Source organism: Hymenobacter lucidus, from assembly GCF_020447265.1.
Classification (GTDB): Bacteria; Bacteroidota; Bacteroidia; order Cytophagales; family Hymenobacteraceae; genus Hymenobacter; species Hymenobacter lucidus.
In genome coordinates, this window is sequence record NZ_JAJADR010000005.1 from 434,197 (window position 1) to 448,083 (window position 13,887).

General features: G+C 58.9%; 12 protein-coding genes. 1 reads left to right on the forward strand and 11 read right to left on the reverse strand.

Annotated elements, in window-relative coordinates; all coding sequences use genetic code 11:
* Window positions 1–120: 120 nt before the first annotated feature.
* The 10 genes from LGH74_RS18135 to LGH74_RS18180 all read right to left on the reverse strand — a co-directional run bounded on the left by LGH74_RS18135 (window position 121) and on the right by LGH74_RS18180 (window position 8,242).
* Complete coding sequence (locus LGH74_RS18135; RefSeq protein WP_226177772.1) at window positions 121–861, reverse strand: LytR/AlgR family response regulator transcription factor; 741 nt, start codon at window positions 859–861, stop codon at window positions 121–123.
* On the reverse strand, window positions 858–1,952 hold the full coding sequence (locus LGH74_RS18140; RefSeq protein ID WP_226177774.1) for a sensor histidine kinase: 1,095 nt from the start codon (window positions 1,950–1,952) through the stop codon (window positions 858–860). The genes LGH74_RS18135 and LGH74_RS18140 overlap by 4 nt, the downstream gene beginning before the upstream one ends.
* 174 nt (window positions 1,953–2,126) lie before the next feature.
* On the reverse strand, window positions 2,127–3,296 hold the full coding sequence (locus LGH74_RS18145) for a BamA/TamA family outer membrane protein (RefSeq protein ID WP_226177775.1): 1,170 nt from the start codon (window positions 3,294–3,296) through the stop codon (window positions 2,127–2,129).
* 169 nt (window positions 3,297–3,465) lie between these two features.
* The gene (locus tag LGH74_RS18150) at window positions 3,466–4,671 is read right to left on the reverse strand and encodes a BamA/TamA family outer membrane protein (protein ID WP_226177776.1); all 1,206 of its coding nucleotides are present in this window, start codon (window positions 4,669–4,671) and stop codon (window positions 3,466–3,468) included.
* A 96-nt stretch (window positions 4,672–4,767) separates the two neighbouring features.
* Window positions 4,768–5,679, reverse strand: a complete 912-nt coding sequence (locus LGH74_RS18155; RefSeq protein WP_226177777.1) for a geranylgeranylglycerol-phosphate geranylgeranyltransferase — start codon at window positions 5,677–5,679, stop codon at window positions 4,768–4,770.
* Window positions 5,680–5,808: 129 nt separating this feature from the next.
* Window positions 5,809–6,003, reverse strand: coding sequence for a cold-shock protein (locus LGH74_RS18160; RefSeq protein WP_226177778.1), 195 nt, complete (start codon window positions 6,001–6,003; stop codon window positions 5,809–5,811).
* A gap of 127 nt (window positions 6,004–6,130) precedes the next feature.
* Window positions 6,131–6,637, reverse strand: a complete 507-nt coding sequence (locus tag LGH74_RS18165; RefSeq protein WP_226177779.1) for a KdsC family phosphatase — start codon at window positions 6,635–6,637, stop codon at window positions 6,131–6,133.
* Between the two features lie 42 nt (window positions 6,638–6,679).
* The gene (gene iscX / locus LGH74_RS18170; RefSeq protein WP_226177780.1) at window positions 6,680–6,919 is read right to left on the reverse strand and encodes a Fe-S cluster assembly protein IscX; all 240 of its coding nucleotides are present in this window, start codon (window positions 6,917–6,919) and stop codon (window positions 6,680–6,682) included.
* Between the two features lie 110 nt (window positions 6,920–7,029).
* A complete protein-coding gene (locus LGH74_RS18175; protein ID WP_226177781.1) occupies window positions 7,030–7,359 on the reverse strand; it encodes a 2Fe-2S iron-sulfur cluster-binding protein in 330 nt (109 codons plus the stop codon).
* Window positions 7,360–7,417: 58 nt separating this feature from the next.
* Window positions 7,418–8,242 (reverse strand): Rossmann-like and DUF2520 domain-containing protein, encoded by an 825-nt coding sequence (locus LGH74_RS18180; RefSeq protein ID WP_226177783.1) that lies wholly within the window; start codon window positions 8,240–8,242, stop codon window positions 7,418–7,420.
* A gap of 190 nt (window positions 8,243–8,432) precedes the next feature.
* On the opposite strand from LGH74_RS18180, the gene LGH74_RS18185 reads away from it, so the two are divergent.
* Window positions 8,433–10,889, forward strand: a complete 2,457-nt coding sequence (locus LGH74_RS18185; RefSeq protein WP_226177784.1) for a T9SS-dependent choice-of-anchor J family protein — start codon at window positions 8,433–8,435, stop codon at window positions 10,887–10,889.
* A 332-nt stretch (window positions 10,890–11,221) separates the two neighbouring features.
* Here the strand turns inward: LGH74_RS18185 and ccsA are convergent, their stop codons facing one another.
* Window positions 11,222–13,825 (reverse strand): cytochrome c biogenesis protein CcsA, encoded by a 2,604-nt coding sequence (gene ccsA, locus LGH74_RS18190; protein ID WP_226177785.1) that lies wholly within the window; start codon window positions 13,823–13,825, stop codon window positions 11,222–11,224.
* Between the last annotated feature and the right edge of the window lie 62 nt (window positions 13,826–13,887).

Below are 13,887 nucleotides of genomic sequence, written 5' to 3' on the forward strand. Positions count from 1 at the left end.
TTGAAAAGGCCGCAAAGCCGAAAAACCCGGCCCTTACCCTGTCAATCGACAACACAAAAAAACGCCACTCCGGGCTTGGGCACCGGGTGGCGTTTTTGCCGAATTCTCTCGACGCCGCAATCAGGTCCAGCGACTCAGAAACTGCACGAAGGCTTCCTTGTACTGGTCACTGACGGCCAGCGTGGCGGGCCCGATCTGCACGGTGTTGCGGCGCACGGCCTCAATCTTATCTAGGGCCACGATAAAGGAGCGGTGGATGCGCAGAAACCGGCGGGCCGGCAGCTTTTCCTCCATAGACTTCAGGCTCATAAGGGAAAGCAGCGGCCGGGTAGCGCTGCGCAAATGCACCTTCACGTAGTCTTTGAGGCCTTCCACGTACAGAATATCATCCAGCGCGACGCGCACCAGCTCATATTCCACCTTCAGAAACAGGAACTCCTCCTCGGCCGGCGCGGCCGGCGCGGGCAGCGGCGCCTGGTTATGCTCGGCGTAGGCCTTGGCCTTGGTAGCGGCCCGCAGAAACTCCTCGTAGCTGAAAGGCTTCACGAGGTAGTCGAGGGCATCGACGCGGTAGCCGTCGAGGGCGTACTGGTTGAAGGCCGTGGTGAAGATGATGCGCGGACCGGTGCCGGGCTGGCCCCGGTCGAGCACCCGGGCCAGCTCCAGGCCCGTGAGTTCGGGCATCTGAATGTCGAGGAAAATAAGGTCCAGATCAGGGTGCTCGTGCAGGCTGCGCAGAGCCTGCACGCCGCTCGAATACTTGCCTACCAGCTCCAGAAACGGCGTTTGCTCGATAAAAGCGGCCACCATGCCCAGGGCCAGGGGCTCATCGTCGACGGCAATACACTTCAGCGTGGTCATACTATCTGCAAGGTTAAATGAACCCGAAACTCCCCTTCCAGCGTGGCTTCCTCCACGCGCAAGGTGTAGCGGCCGGGGTAAAGTAAGTCGAGGCGGCGGCGGGTGTTTGCCAGCCCAATGCCGCTGCCTTCGTCGAGGCTGGTGGCCGGGGCGACAAAGCGCGTATTACTAACTTCGAGCTCCAGCACCTGGGGCGTGGGCTGGCGCACGGCCACCAGAATGCGGCTGGGTTGGGTGGCACTCACGCCGTGCTTAAAGGCATTTTCGACGTAGGGCAGCAGCAGCATGGGCGCAATCGGCACGTCGCGCACGGGCGCGGGCCACTCCAGCTCCACCATCACCCGCTCGGTGAGGCGTAGCTTCATCAGGGCCACGTAATCCTGCACGAAGGCCAGCTCCTTGCTCAGGGAAGTCACGTCGGACGGCGTTTCGTAGAGCACGTAGCGCATCATGCGCGAGAGGGTGTGGATGGCCTGCCGGGCCGCGTCGGCGTCGATTACCGTGAGGGCGTAGATGTTGTTGAGCGTGTTGAAGAAGAAGTGCGGATTGATCTGGGCCTTGAGGAAAGACAGCTCAGAGTTTACTTTCTGCTGCTCCAGCTCCTGACGCCGCTGGGTATCGGTTTGCCACTTCTGCACAGCCGCCATGCTGGTACTGATGCCTAGTACGAGCAGCGTAGTAAGCAGGCTCATCATATCGAAGCGGCGCGGCCGGGGCCGGAACTGACCTCCGCCCCCGAAATTGCCATTACCGCCGGGCGGGCGTAGGTGCTGATCCATGAGCTGCTGCAGGTTCAGCCACGACTCGGTGAGCTGGGAAAGCAGCATTACGGCGGCGGCCGTGAGCAAAATGGCTACCACAAACCAGCCGATGCGGTTGCGGAATAGTAGCCGGGGCACGCTTACGTAGGCCGTGAGGTAGAAGGCACCCACCCAGAAGGCAAACACCAGGACTTGCTTTACCCAGAACTGCGGCGGAATCGAAAACCGGCCCAGAATGGGGTTCAGCAGCAGCAGGCTCAGCCCAAACAGGCCCCATACCAGCACATGAATAAGCGGCGTCAGGTAGCGCCGGATTGGGAAGGATGCCATGGAGCGAAGAGCCAAATCAGAAGCCCAAACCTAGCACAATCCGGGCCGGCGCGCCCGGGCAATGGACCGCCGCCCGCATTGCCTCGACTGGCGCGGGGCTTTCATCGACCGGTGCGGTGCCCAGCCGCGTGCAAGGAGGTTGGGCAGTTTACGGTACCCCGGCCGCCGGGGTACTTAAAATGCTTCGCCGATGCTGAAATACAGCCCCGACGACCCGTCGCGGCCGAAGCCGTAGTCGAGGCGGATGTTGAGCCGGTCACGGCGGTTGTACTTAAAGCGGATACCGGCCCCGCCGCTGGCCTTCACGGGGTTGTCGGCCAGCGCCCCGAGGGTGTTGCCTACCTGGCCCAGGCTGCCAAACACGACGGCGTTGACGCGCCAGAACAGGGGCCGGCGCAGCTCGGCCTGCAGGGCCAGCAGCTGCCGGTCGCGGTAGCGGCCGTCGTAGTAGCCCCGCAGAATCTTGTCGCCGCCCAGGTTGGCCATTTCCCGAAACGGCACGTTGCCGGCGTTAAACTGCCCGATCAGCTGGGTGGCCAGAATGGTTTTGCTGTTTTTGCTCAGGGGCTGAAAGTGCCGCGCATCTACCAGGAAGCGGCTGAAGCGGTAGTCGCTGCCCAAGGCGCTGCCGTTGAAAAGAGCTGCTACTTCCAAATAGTTGCCCTGGAAAGTGCTCAGAATATTGTCGCGGCCATCATAGAGAAACGACGGACCCAGGCCCGACACAGTGCTGTTCTGCTCGTATTCGCGGGCCGGGCGCTGGAGCAGCAGGCTGGGCCGCTGTTGGGGCGTGCCCTGGTCGATGTTCTCGCGCACCTGCACGTCACGCAGGTTGGTGAAGCGGTATTGCAGGCCGGCAAAGGTATTGCGGCGCACCTGGCGCAGCACCCGCTGGTTGAGGATGAAGACCTTATACTCAATCAGCGACTCATCGTCGCGGCTGGTGTTGGGCCCGAAACCGTAGTAGTTGATGGGAAATTTGTAGTAGAAGCTCAGCTCGCCGGAAACCAGGAACCGCTCGCCCGGCGTGAACATATTGTGGTTCAGCTGCACCAGGCTCTGGTTGTTCTGAGTGCGCCAGGCCAGCAGCCGCGCATTCGACTTGCGCGCGGTGGTATCCTGGCCAAAGCGCCACACGGGCAGCACCGCAATGCCGTAGCCGATGCCGGTTTCGGGCTGCGAGAATACGATGGGAAAAGGCCAGAAGCTGGGTTTATCCTTCTTGCTTTTTGCGGCGGCCGGCGCTTCGGGCGCAGCTGTGGCAGGCGGCTCAGGCAAGGTGGTTTGAGCATGGGCACCGGGTGCCAGCAGGCCGCCAAGCAATAAAGCGTACAAAAAGCGCATGCAGATAAGTAAAGCGGTGGGTTTTATTGCCAAATAAGCAATAAAATATCCTACTCTGGTTGCGCCCAATGAAGTTATCCTGCCTATTGCCCAAGACCCAAAACGACACCGGGCTTCGCCGAATGAATTCAGCGAAGCCCGGTGGTGACAGAAGGCAGAAATGTGGGGGCTAAAAGGCCTCTCCTACCGCGAAGTAAATGCTGGGAGCAGTGTCGGTGCCACCGGCGTAGTCGAGGCGGATGTTGAGCCGGTCGCGGCGGTTGAAGCGGAAGCGCAGGCCACCGCCCCCGGCTACTTTGGTACCACTAAGGCTGTAGTCGCCCACACTATTGCCCACCTGCCCGGCACCGGCGAAAACAGCGCCATCGATGCGCCAGAACAGGTTGCGGCGAATTTCGGCCTGGGCCGTCATCATCTGCCGGTCGCGGAAGCGGGATTCGTAGAGGCCGCGCATAATGCCGGCGTTGTTGTAGAGCGAGCCGCCGATGTTGGCGCCCATGCTGGCCAGCTCCCGAAATGGCACGCTGCCGCTGTGAAACTGCCCCAGGTACTGCAGCGCCAGCGTGGTGCGCTTGGAGCCCAGCAGCGGCCTGAAGTAGCGCAGATCGAGCTGGTAGCGCTGAAAGTTGTAGTCGCCACCCAGGCCTTTGCCCATAAACAGGGCGTGGGCATCGAGGTAAATACCCTTGTAGGTTGCCAGCACATTGTCGCGGCCTTCGTAGAGGATCGAGGGGCCGATGCCCGACACCATGCCACCGGCCTGCTCCTGCAGGGGTAAATTCCGGAACAGGCTCGGCCGCATTTCGTTGATGTCTTCCAGCACCCGCACCTTGGTGGTATTGGTGAGGCGGTAGCGCACCCCGGCGTAGAGGTTGTGGGCCGTAATGCGCGGCATTATCTTCTCATCGAACACGAACAGCTTGTAGCCAATGAGCGACTCGTCACTGGATTTCGTCTCGTTGCCCAGCCCGTAGTAGAAAAACGACAAATCGTACTGGCTCAGCTCGCCGGCCAGGTACACCTTCTCATCGGGCGTAAAAATGGTGTGGGTGAGCTGAATGGTGCTTTGCTTTTTCTGGGTGTACCAGGCAATCAGGCGGGCATTCGACTTGCGCACGGTAGTATCCTGACCGAAGCGCCATACCGGCAAAATGGCCCCACCGTAGCCGAAACCGGTTTCCTGCTGGTAGAACAGCACCGGCACAGGGATGAAGTTGGGCTTGTCGTCTTCACCCAGCTTAGGCGGCTTAGCTGTACTGGCGGCGGCCGGCACCGGGGCTTCAGGCAGGGCAATATCGGGCACCACGGGGGCCGTTTGGGCGTGGGCGGCTGCGGCGGCTAAAGTCAGCGCCAGCAGAGGGTACAGGAAACGCATAGGAACGGGTTGGAGCGAAAACAGAAGCGGGGCGAAGCTGAACCGTAACGATTCAGCGGCCCCGCTTAGCCTAACGCAAGCACCTTGTCTACGGTTTTAGCTCAGCGCGACCAATACCATCGACAGCACCCCGGCCAGCATAATCCACTTGCACCACGCGCTGAGTTGGGCGAAGTCGCGGCGTCGGTCGGCACGAAGCAAGTAGCGGCCCAGCGCCAGGCAGGGCGCCACCACCGTAATGAGCAGCCAACCGCCCAGCGCCCAGCGGTACTCCTGCAAGCTCTGGGCCGCGCCTCCGGCCACCAGCAGCACTAAGCTCAGCAGGAAAAAGCTAATGATCCACTTGGTGCGCGCCACGCCCCACACAATGGGCAGTGTGCGGCAGTCGTGCTCTGCATCGCCGCGCATGTCTTCCACGTCCTTCACGATTTCGCGCACCACCGTCAGCAGAAAAGCGGCCAGAGCATACACCCACACCATCGTTTGGCCGGTGCGGGCCTGCAGTTCGGGCAGCAGCACCAGGGCGGCCGTGAGCAGGGCAATGCTGAGGTTGCCGACCAAAGCCAGCCGCTTGAAGCGCGCCGAATAGCCCCACAGCAGCAGCGCCGAGCCCATGTTCACCACGCCCAGCACCGGCGACAATGCGCCGGCCAGCACCACTCCCCCGCCCGAGAGCAGCAGGTGGGCCAGCATGGCGTGCCGCCGGTTCACCACGCGCCCCACCACCAGCCGGTCGGGCCGGTTGATAACGTCAATCTTGACGTCGTAGTAGTCGTTGATGATGTAGCCCGCCGCCGCAATGCTCAGCGAGGTCAGGGCCAGCAGCAGAAAGCGACCCGACAGCAAGGCCGCTATCGGCTGGTTGGGATGCAGCAGGCAGCTTTGTACCAGCGCCAGGCACAAGGCCATGATGAGCAGGTTGGGCAGCCGGATCAGGCGCAAAATGGACCGCCACCCGCCGGAGCCGGCCGGAGCCGTCGAAACCTGCCTGGAGGATGAATGCGCCATATAGACCTCAAAAAGAATAGCTACCCACTGTGTACTATGTTGTGCGGCCACCAGACCGGCAACAAAAAGAAAGCCTCTCCTACCGGGAGAGGCTTTCTGAAAAGCAAAAAATCCGGATAAGCCTTTGGCTTACAGTTTCTTTACATTAACGGCATTCACGCCTTTACGGCCTTCCTGCGTTTCAAATTCTACGCGGTCATTCTGTTGGATCTGGCCCCCGTTAAGGCCGGTTACATGGACGAAGAAGTCTTCCTTCGTGCCATCTTCTGTAATGAAGCCGTAGCCCTTCGACTCATTATAGAATTTTACGGTTCCTGTTTTCATGAAATAAAAAAGAAAATGGATGATTGGATGATCGGGTAAATATAAAGGGATTTTGGAAAAACCGCAATCTACTTTCCCGGCTCTTCCGCTGGCTCAACAATGGGCAACAGCCTGGCTTTGAGGCCGCTTAATACCAGGTTTTCTGGAGCTTCATTACGGCCTCCACCAGCTCGCGCACGGCGCCGTGGCCCCCGTTCTTGCCCGCCGTATAGTTGCTGATCTGTTGCACGTCGGCGGCAGCATCGGCGGGGCAGGCGGCTACGGCACAGCGCTTCATGACCTCGATATCGGGCATATCGTCGCCCATGTAGGCAATGGTGGCGGGGTCGAGGCGATAGGTGTTGATGTAGGTGTTAAAGATCTTCATCTTATCATCCACCCCCAGGAAAATATCGTGCACGTCCAGCGACTCCAGGCGGCGTCGCACACCTTCTTCCTCGCGGCCCGAAATAACAATAACTCGGTAGCCCCGCGCCAGCGCGTGCCGGATGGCGTAGCCGTCGCGGATATGGAAAGCCCGGGCCTGCTCGCCCGAGTTGAGGGCTAGCAGCGTACCATCGGTCAGCACGCCATCCACATCGAATATAAAGGCTTTAATAGCAGATAAGTCCGGACTAGTGCCGTTTGTACGCATAGCAAGCGGGAAAAGAGAAATCGAATCGGGCTGGAATGGTGCTTAGTTCTGGTTGTCGCGCCACTCGTACACCCACTTGGCCTGGATCTGCTCCAAGTGGCCCTCGGTGGATTGCTCCCGGGTACCAACGAAATTGGGCAGGGTCAGCACCCACTCAAGCAGATCGGTGAAACGGATACGGTAGATTTTTGCCTCGTCAAACGAGTCACCGAACTTCTCATAGAGGGCCATAGCAATGTCCTCGTGGTCGTTCCAATGAATAGGGAGTTCAAAATGGGCCATCGGGTTGAATGTGCTAATGTGCGAATGTGGATAATGTGCTAATACCAGCGGGAAGGGCTGCGGCTGCGTTAGCACAGCCGCACATTCCCGCATAAGCACATTAAGAAAGGTTAGTGGCCCAGGAATTCCTGGCGGGGTATCAGAATCACGACGTCCTCATTGCCCTGCACTACGCACTGGCAGCCCAGGCGGGAGTTGATGCGCGGGTCGACGGCGCGGTCGATGAAGTCTTCTTCTTTGTCGCTGATTTCGGGCAGGTCACTCTCGCCTTTGAGCACATAGACGTGGCAGGTGCTGCAGCCGCAGACGCCACCGCAATTGTGCTGGAGGTGAATTCCATTGTTCAACGCTACGTCGAGCACCGATTCGCCTTCCGCCGCTACGTGCGTCTGGTCGGGCTGGCCGTCTTGAAACTGGAAGGTAATATTAACGGCTTTCACGGAGTAGAAACTTGAGCAGGGCAGAATTTGGGGCAAAGGTACGCACCCCGGTTCGTAATTAAAGCCGCGGGGGCAGTTCGTTGTTTGACGGCTGCGGCTCCTGCTGCCCTTGAATACTGGCTGTTAGCTGTTTATAAATCTGCTGCCAGCTGGGATGAGCGGTCAGCATGGCTTCGTGGCGGGCCAGCGTAGCCGCATCGTGGCGCACGGCCGGGCCAGTCTGAACTGTGAAGGGCGGGTGGGCCAAAGCCTTGTGCACCGTCTCCCGGATCAGGGGCTCGAGCAGGCCAAATGGCAGCACAGCCTCCTGCAGCAGGGCGTGGCCGATGCCGAGCAGGTGATTGGTGAAGTTGCAGGCAAACACAGCCGCTACGTGCAAGGCCTGGCGCTGGGGCGTAGCCACTAGTTCAACCACCTGACTCAGGCTGCATGCCACTTGTAGCAGCAATTCCTGGTCGGCAGCAGTGGCAGCTTCCACGCAGAGCGGTATGGTAGGCCAGTCGATGCTGCGCCCGGCGCTAAAGGTTTGGAGTGGATATAGCACCCCGCCCCGCACGGCCGGATAGGCCGCAAACACGGCCAGCGGCAGCGCTCCGGCCGTGTGAACCACCAATGCTCCGGGCGGAAACTCGGCTGTCGCCAGCACAGCCGACACAGCGCCATCGGGTACGCAGAGAATATAGAGGTCGGCGGCGGGCAGGGCCAGACTGGTAACGGGCACCGCTCCGGGAACCTGGGCGGCCAGGGCGGCGGCACTGGCCGGTGTGCGGCTCCAGATATGCGTTACGGCGTGGCCAGCCCGCCACAGGGCCGGGCCCAGATGCTGGGCTACCCGGCCGGCCCCAAGCAGAACAATTCGGCGGCAAACAGGAGTCTGGTGCATGAGAAAATACAGGTAACCGAAATCAAGCGAAAAAGTAGGTAGCCGGCAATGGTTTCTTTTTCCGCATCCGTTTTTCCGGGATTTTTAGCACCTTGTACTCGCGAATCCTGCGCCGGCTATTTTTTAAAGCAGCGCGTGTCTTTCTTCAACTTTTCCTTTTCCAACTTTTTTTCCTTCCAACCCATTACCTATGACAAACTGGTACAAAACGGGTCGTTCAACTCAGCGCTGGCGGCAGCTAGCACTGGCTGCACTGCTGGCTACCGGTGCAACGGCAGCCCAGGCTCAAGTATTGAACTACAATGCTTTCGGCACCCAAAACACCGCCACCACCTACACTGACCTTGGCACCACGGGCACGGTCATTACCACGGCCAACACCGACGACGCCAACTCGGCTGCCCAGCCCATTGGCTTTACGTTCAACTACAACGGCACTGCTTTCACAGAATTCGTTCTGAATACGAACGGCTTCCTCAAACTGGGCAACCAGGCTCCTTCGGCAGCTAACCTGTACTACACCACGCCAAACGGCGCTACTGGCGACCCAATCAGCAGCACTAACGCCGCTGACGTGAATATACTGCTGCCTTTCAACGTTGATTTGGTGGATGGCACCTCCCCGGCTGAATACCGCGTAGCCACCACTGGTACGGCCCCAAACCGTGTCTGCACTATTCAGTGGAAGAACGTAAGCGACAAGCTCTCGACGGCAACATTGGGCAAGCAGTACGCCAACATGGAGTTTCAGGTGAAGCTCTACGAGGCCAATAGCATGATTGACTTTGTCTACGGTAACGCCGTGGCTGGTCCGGGCCCAAATGCGCTGAAAACCTCGGCCATCGGTATCAAGGGCTCGGGTAGCACGGCTACTCAGACTATTACCGTTACCAAAGCATCTTCCACTGCTTGGGCACAGGCTACCTTCCTGGCTGGTAACTACACCGTTAACGCGCACAACTTCCGCCTGACGGTGTTGCCAGATGCCGGCCGTACCTATCGTTTCCAAAAGATTGCAGCTAACGACGCCGCGGTTGTGGCCGTGTATTCGTTGGGCAAGCTCCCGCTGACCAGCGCCGTACCGCATACCATCCAGGCCGTAGTACGCAACGTAGGCACGAGCCCCATGACGAATGTGAGCGTTACAGCGACGGTTGCGGGTGTGAATACTTACACAAGCACCAAGACTATTGCGTCCTTGGCCGTAGATGCGCAAACGACCGTTTCGTTTGATCCATTTACTCCTACCGTTGTAGGTAACGAAACCATCACAGTGACGGCTGCTGCCGATGATATTACCTCGAACGGCACCAAAACGTATTTGCAGCAGGTAACGACCAATACGTATGCTGTTGCAGAGCCCGGCGTTGCTGTTAGCGGTAGCATCGGCTTTGGCGTCAACGCCTCGATCCTGGCCGTGAAGTATAATACCACTGTTGCTCGCCAAGTATCAGCCGTAACAGTCCGTCTGGCTGATCCAGCCTCGGTTGGCCAAGTAGTTTATGCCGTAGTAACCAACAGCGCCGGTGTTATCGTGGGCCGCACGCCCAACTACACGGTAGTAGCTGCCGACATCAACACGGACAAGGTATTCACCCTGGCCACTCCCGCCAGCGTACCCGCTGGTGATTTCTACGCCGGTCTTGCCCAGACGGCCTCTACGGTGGCTCACTACCCCATTGGTACCCAAAATGAGAAGCCAACCCGTCTGAGCACTTTCTACAGCATCGCGCTGAATGGTGGTGCTCCCGGCGACCAAGGCTCGGCTGACCTCGGCCGGATGATGATTGAAGCCACTACGTCGGCTCCGGTTATCTGCGTTCCCCAAACCGTTACGGCTTTCCCTTATTCGGAAAACTTTGACGCTGTATCAACCGGCACGCTCCCCTGTGGAATTACCGTGGAAGATGTGAATGCCGACCAGGTAGGCTGGCAGAACCGATCCACCGTACCCGCTGACCCTACCGACATCGTGGTGGCTTCATCGGCTCCAAACGCCATGACGTACTACTATAACGAGAACAGCATCACTACGCCAGCCAACGACTGGTTCTACACGCCGGCCCTGTTCCTGCGCGCCGGCACTTCGTATCAGCTCTCGTTCAAGTACCGCACCAGTGGCAACCCTGCCTATCCTGAGCGACTGGAAGTGAAATATGGCCCGGCTGCTTCCGCCACCAGCCAGACCACGGCTCTGTGGACTAACGCCAACATCGTTGCCAATTCCTACCAGACGGCTAACGCCACGAGCACCATTCCTGTGCTGGCCATTCAGCCTGCCACGACGGGTAACTACTACATCGGCTTCCACGCATACAGCCTGGCCAACCAGTTTTTCCTTTCTGTCGATGATCTGCAGGTGGTTGCTACTGCCATTACCAGCACGTCGAGTGCCCTGGAGCGCGCCATCAGCGTATTCCCGAACCCTTCGACCGGTATCGTAACGGTTGACATTCAGGGTGCCAAAGCCAAGGGTGCCATGCAGGTAGAAGTACTGAACTCGCTCGGCCAGACGGTTCACACAGCCTCCGTGCGCGACAACGAGCTGAACAAGCTCGACCTGTCGAACCTGTCGGCTGGTATGTATGTGCTGAAAGTGAAATCGGGCAACGAATTCACCGTTCGCAACCTGTCGATCCAGAAGTAATTTCTGCAGTCTTCGGTTATTGAAAAAGGGCAGCCACTGGGCTGCCCTTTTTTTGTGTACGCACATTCTGGTTTGCCTCGGGTACTTCTCCTACAAGCCAGAGTTCAGCCAAACTTGCTGCCTCGACTGTAGCCGTTGCGCGGCTGCAGCCAGTAAATACTGCTGGCCACCTCTACAAGGAGCCGCAAGGCATTCATTCCTATGCTTGGTAAACATTGCTTGCACAGCAGACAGTAGCGCCCGAATTACTGGTGCGGAGATACCAGCCCACAGAAAAGGCCCTGACTATAACGTAGTCAGGGCCTTTTCTGTGGGCTGATGGCAGCTATATACTACGCCACCTGCGGCTTAGGTTGGCGGCTCACCGGGGCTTTGCCAGCCGAAGCTGCGGGAGCTGGCGTAACAACCCGGGCGGCTTCGCGGCGGCGCTTTACCAGGGCCATGCCAAAGCCCACAGCCATGAGCAGTGTGCCGCTCCATAGCAGGTTGATAAAGGGCTTTTCCATGGCCTTCAGAATGATATAATCCTTCTGGGTGGTGCTGACGCCAAAGGTGAACTTCTGCTTGGTCGGGTCCACGTTGATAAACGTCAGGCGCAGGCCCAGGTCTTCCACCTCATCCGACACGCGGCCGACCTGATTGTTGCGCACCACAAACATTGGGTGCACGTGGTACTGCTTTTTCTCGCCGAACACCAGGAAGTCGCCCTGAATGGCCAGGTCGTCTTTGGCCAAGCCAAGGCCAGCCGTTTCGTGGGCCGGCTCCACGCCGCGGAACACGGCGAAGTAGTCGTTCAGGTAAATCGTGTCGCCGACGGCCAGTACGTGCTCCTTCACCTCACTCCAGTCCTTTTCCTTGCTGGGGTCGGGCACGGAGCTGATATGGGAGTAGATGTCGTGGTCGGCAAAGCGTTTGATGTCGGGCGAAGCCAGCAGGCCGCCCATTTCCTCGTTTACCTGGGCGCGGGGGTAAAGCGTGAAGGCGTCACCGGATTTTTTCTGCTTGTACTCGACGCGGTAGTACGTGTTTTCGGGCAGGATTTCGAGCGTATCGCCGGCTTTGTAGTAGGTCTTGCCTTCAGCCTTGATATCGGCGCGGGCCAGAGCCTTGTACTCATCGTCGGTGCGGAAGAGCAGCTCCTTATTGACGTAGCTGGGCACGCCGGGTACATCGTAGTACTGGCCGGTGTAGCTAATGTCGTAGCCGCCCATTGGCGTGGCCTCATTGCGCCACAGCAGCACGTTGTCACGGTTCAGGTCTTCGGGGAATTCCTTGGAATACACGAGGCCCGACACGTTTTTGGAAATGATGTTGGAGTAGCCGGCCGAAGCCAGAATACCCAGCAGCATCAGCGAAATGCCGATGTGGGCCACGCCACCGCCCGACAGCGCCACCCGGCGCCGAAGCAGCGTGAGGACCACGCCCAGGTTGGCCAGTACGCCGAACAAGGCCGTCGTGAGCAGCACGATATAGGTCGGGCTCATCTGCAGCTTGTTGTAGCGCACCAGCAGAATTACGAGGGCCGCGCTGAGCAGCGTGATGATGCCGGGCACCGCCAACGAGTTGGACAAGGTATTCTTGTCGTTTTTCTGCCACCACATAATCTGGGCGAGGCCGGTCAGGAAGGCCACGAGCACGCCCATCCACAGCTGAATTTTGGTGTAGTGGGCAATCTGGTCGGCGGGTAAAGCCAAGTTCGATTTAATACCCAGGAACCCCAGGAAGGCGTTATACACCGGAATACTGGTGGTAAAGAGCACCTGGAAAGCACCTAGGCACAGCACCGTAGCGCCCACAAATACCCACAACTCGGGGTTGTAGGTGGTCAGCTCTTTCTCGGAAATTGGAATGGTTTTCCAGCGGGCCACCAGCAGCCAAAGGGCCAAGCCGACGAAGGCCAGCAGGTAAATCAACAGCTGACCGGAGAGGCCCAGGTCGGTGAAGGAGTGCACGGAAGCACTGCCCAGCACGCCGCTGCGGGTGAGGAAAGTAGCATAGAGAATGAGCAGGAAGCTGGCAATAACCAGCACGAAAGAGGTGCGCAGGGCCGTGCGGCTGCGCTGCCAGAGCACCATGCCGTGAATAGCGGCCACCAGCACCAGCCAAGGAATGTACACCGCGTTTTCGACCGGGTCCCAGTTCCAGTAGCCCCCGAAATTCAGCGTTTCGTAGGCCCAGTAAGCGCCCATCATTACGCCCACGCCCAGCACCAGACCGCCAAACAGGGCCCAGGGTAAAGCCGGCTTGATCCACTTGCTCAGCTCATTTTTCCAGAGGCCAGCAATGGCGAAGGCAAACGGCACCAGCGTGAGAGCAAAGCCCAGAAACAGTGTGGGCGGATGAATTACCATCCAGTAGTTCTGCAGCAGGGCATTCAGGCCGGTACCATCCTTGGGCACAAAGTTCGGGTTGGTTTTAAATACCGGCAGGTCGGTCAGGAAGTCGCGCAGCAGGATGAAGGGCGACGAGCCCAGCTTCAGATCCAGAATTACAACGCCCAGAATCATGGACGTGAGGAAGAGCTGCACGAAGGAAAAGACGGCCATTACCGGGGCCTCCCAGCGGCGGTGGAAGCGCATAATAGCCAGGCCCAGGCACACGTGCCAGAAAATCCAGAGTAGGAAAGAGCCCTCCTGCCCTTCCCAGAAACAGGAAATCATGTAATGCACCGGCAGGTGGTTGCTGGAGTGGCTCCAGGCGTAGTAGTACTCGTACCGGTGGGTATAGATGATGGTAAACAGGCAGGCAATGATGGAAACCACGGCCACGCTGTGTACCAGAAACGACGTGCGCGCGATGCGCAGCCAGCCCGCATCGGTGTCGCCGAGCGGCCGGTTGCGGGCCGCCATGTAGTAGGAGTATGCCGCTACCGTGGCAGCCACAAACGCCACGATGACACTCAGGTGCCCTAGGTCGCCGATGAAGGTATTAAGCATGCTTTTTTCTTTAAGTAGTAAAATCAGCAACTAAGAACTGAGGCGCCGGAGGCTGAAATGCA

Bases quoted from the DNA above. Each gene is read 5' to 3' on its own strand.
- LGH74_RS18135 (WP_226177772.1), bottom strand. From the start codon at position 861: ATGACCACGCTGAAGTGTATTGCCGTCGACGATGAGCCCCTGGCCCTG.
- LGH74_RS18140 (WP_226177774.1), bottom strand. From the start codon at position 1,952: ATGGCATCCTTCCCAATCCGGCGCTACCTGACGCCGCTTATTCATGTG.
- LGH74_RS18145 (WP_226177775.1), bottom strand. From the start codon at position 3,296: ATGCGCTTTTTGTACGCTTTATTGCTTGGCGGCCTGCTGGCACCCGGT.
- LGH74_RS18150 (WP_226177776.1), bottom strand. From the start codon at position 4,671: ATGCGTTTCCTGTACCCTCTGCTGGCGCTGACTTTAGCCGCCGCAGCC.
- LGH74_RS18155 (WP_226177777.1), bottom strand. From the start codon at position 5,679: ATGGCGCATTCATCCTCCAGGCAGGTTTCGACGGCTCCGGCCGGCTCC.
- LGH74_RS18160 (WP_226177778.1), bottom strand. From the start codon at position 6,003: ATGAAAACAGGAACCGTAAAATTCTATAATGAGTCGAAGGGCTACGGC.
- LGH74_RS18165 (WP_226177779.1), bottom strand. From the start codon at position 6,637: ATGCGTACAAACGGCACTAGTCCGGACTTATCTGCTATTAAAGCCTTT.
- iscX (WP_226177780.1), bottom strand. From the start codon at position 6,919: ATGGCCCATTTTGAACTCCCTATTCATTGGAACGACCACGAGGACATT.
- LGH74_RS18180 (WP_226177783.1), bottom strand. From the start codon at position 8,242: ATGCACCAGACTCCTGTTTGCCGCCGAATTGTTCTGCTTGGGGCCGGC.
- LGH74_RS18185 (WP_226177784.1), top strand. From the start codon at position 8,433: ATGACAAACTGGTACAAAACGGGTCGTTCAACTCAGCGCTGGCGGCAG.
- ccsA (WP_226177785.1), bottom strand. From the start codon at position 13,825: ATGCTTAATACCTTCATCGGCGACCTAGGGCACCTGAGTGTCATCGTG.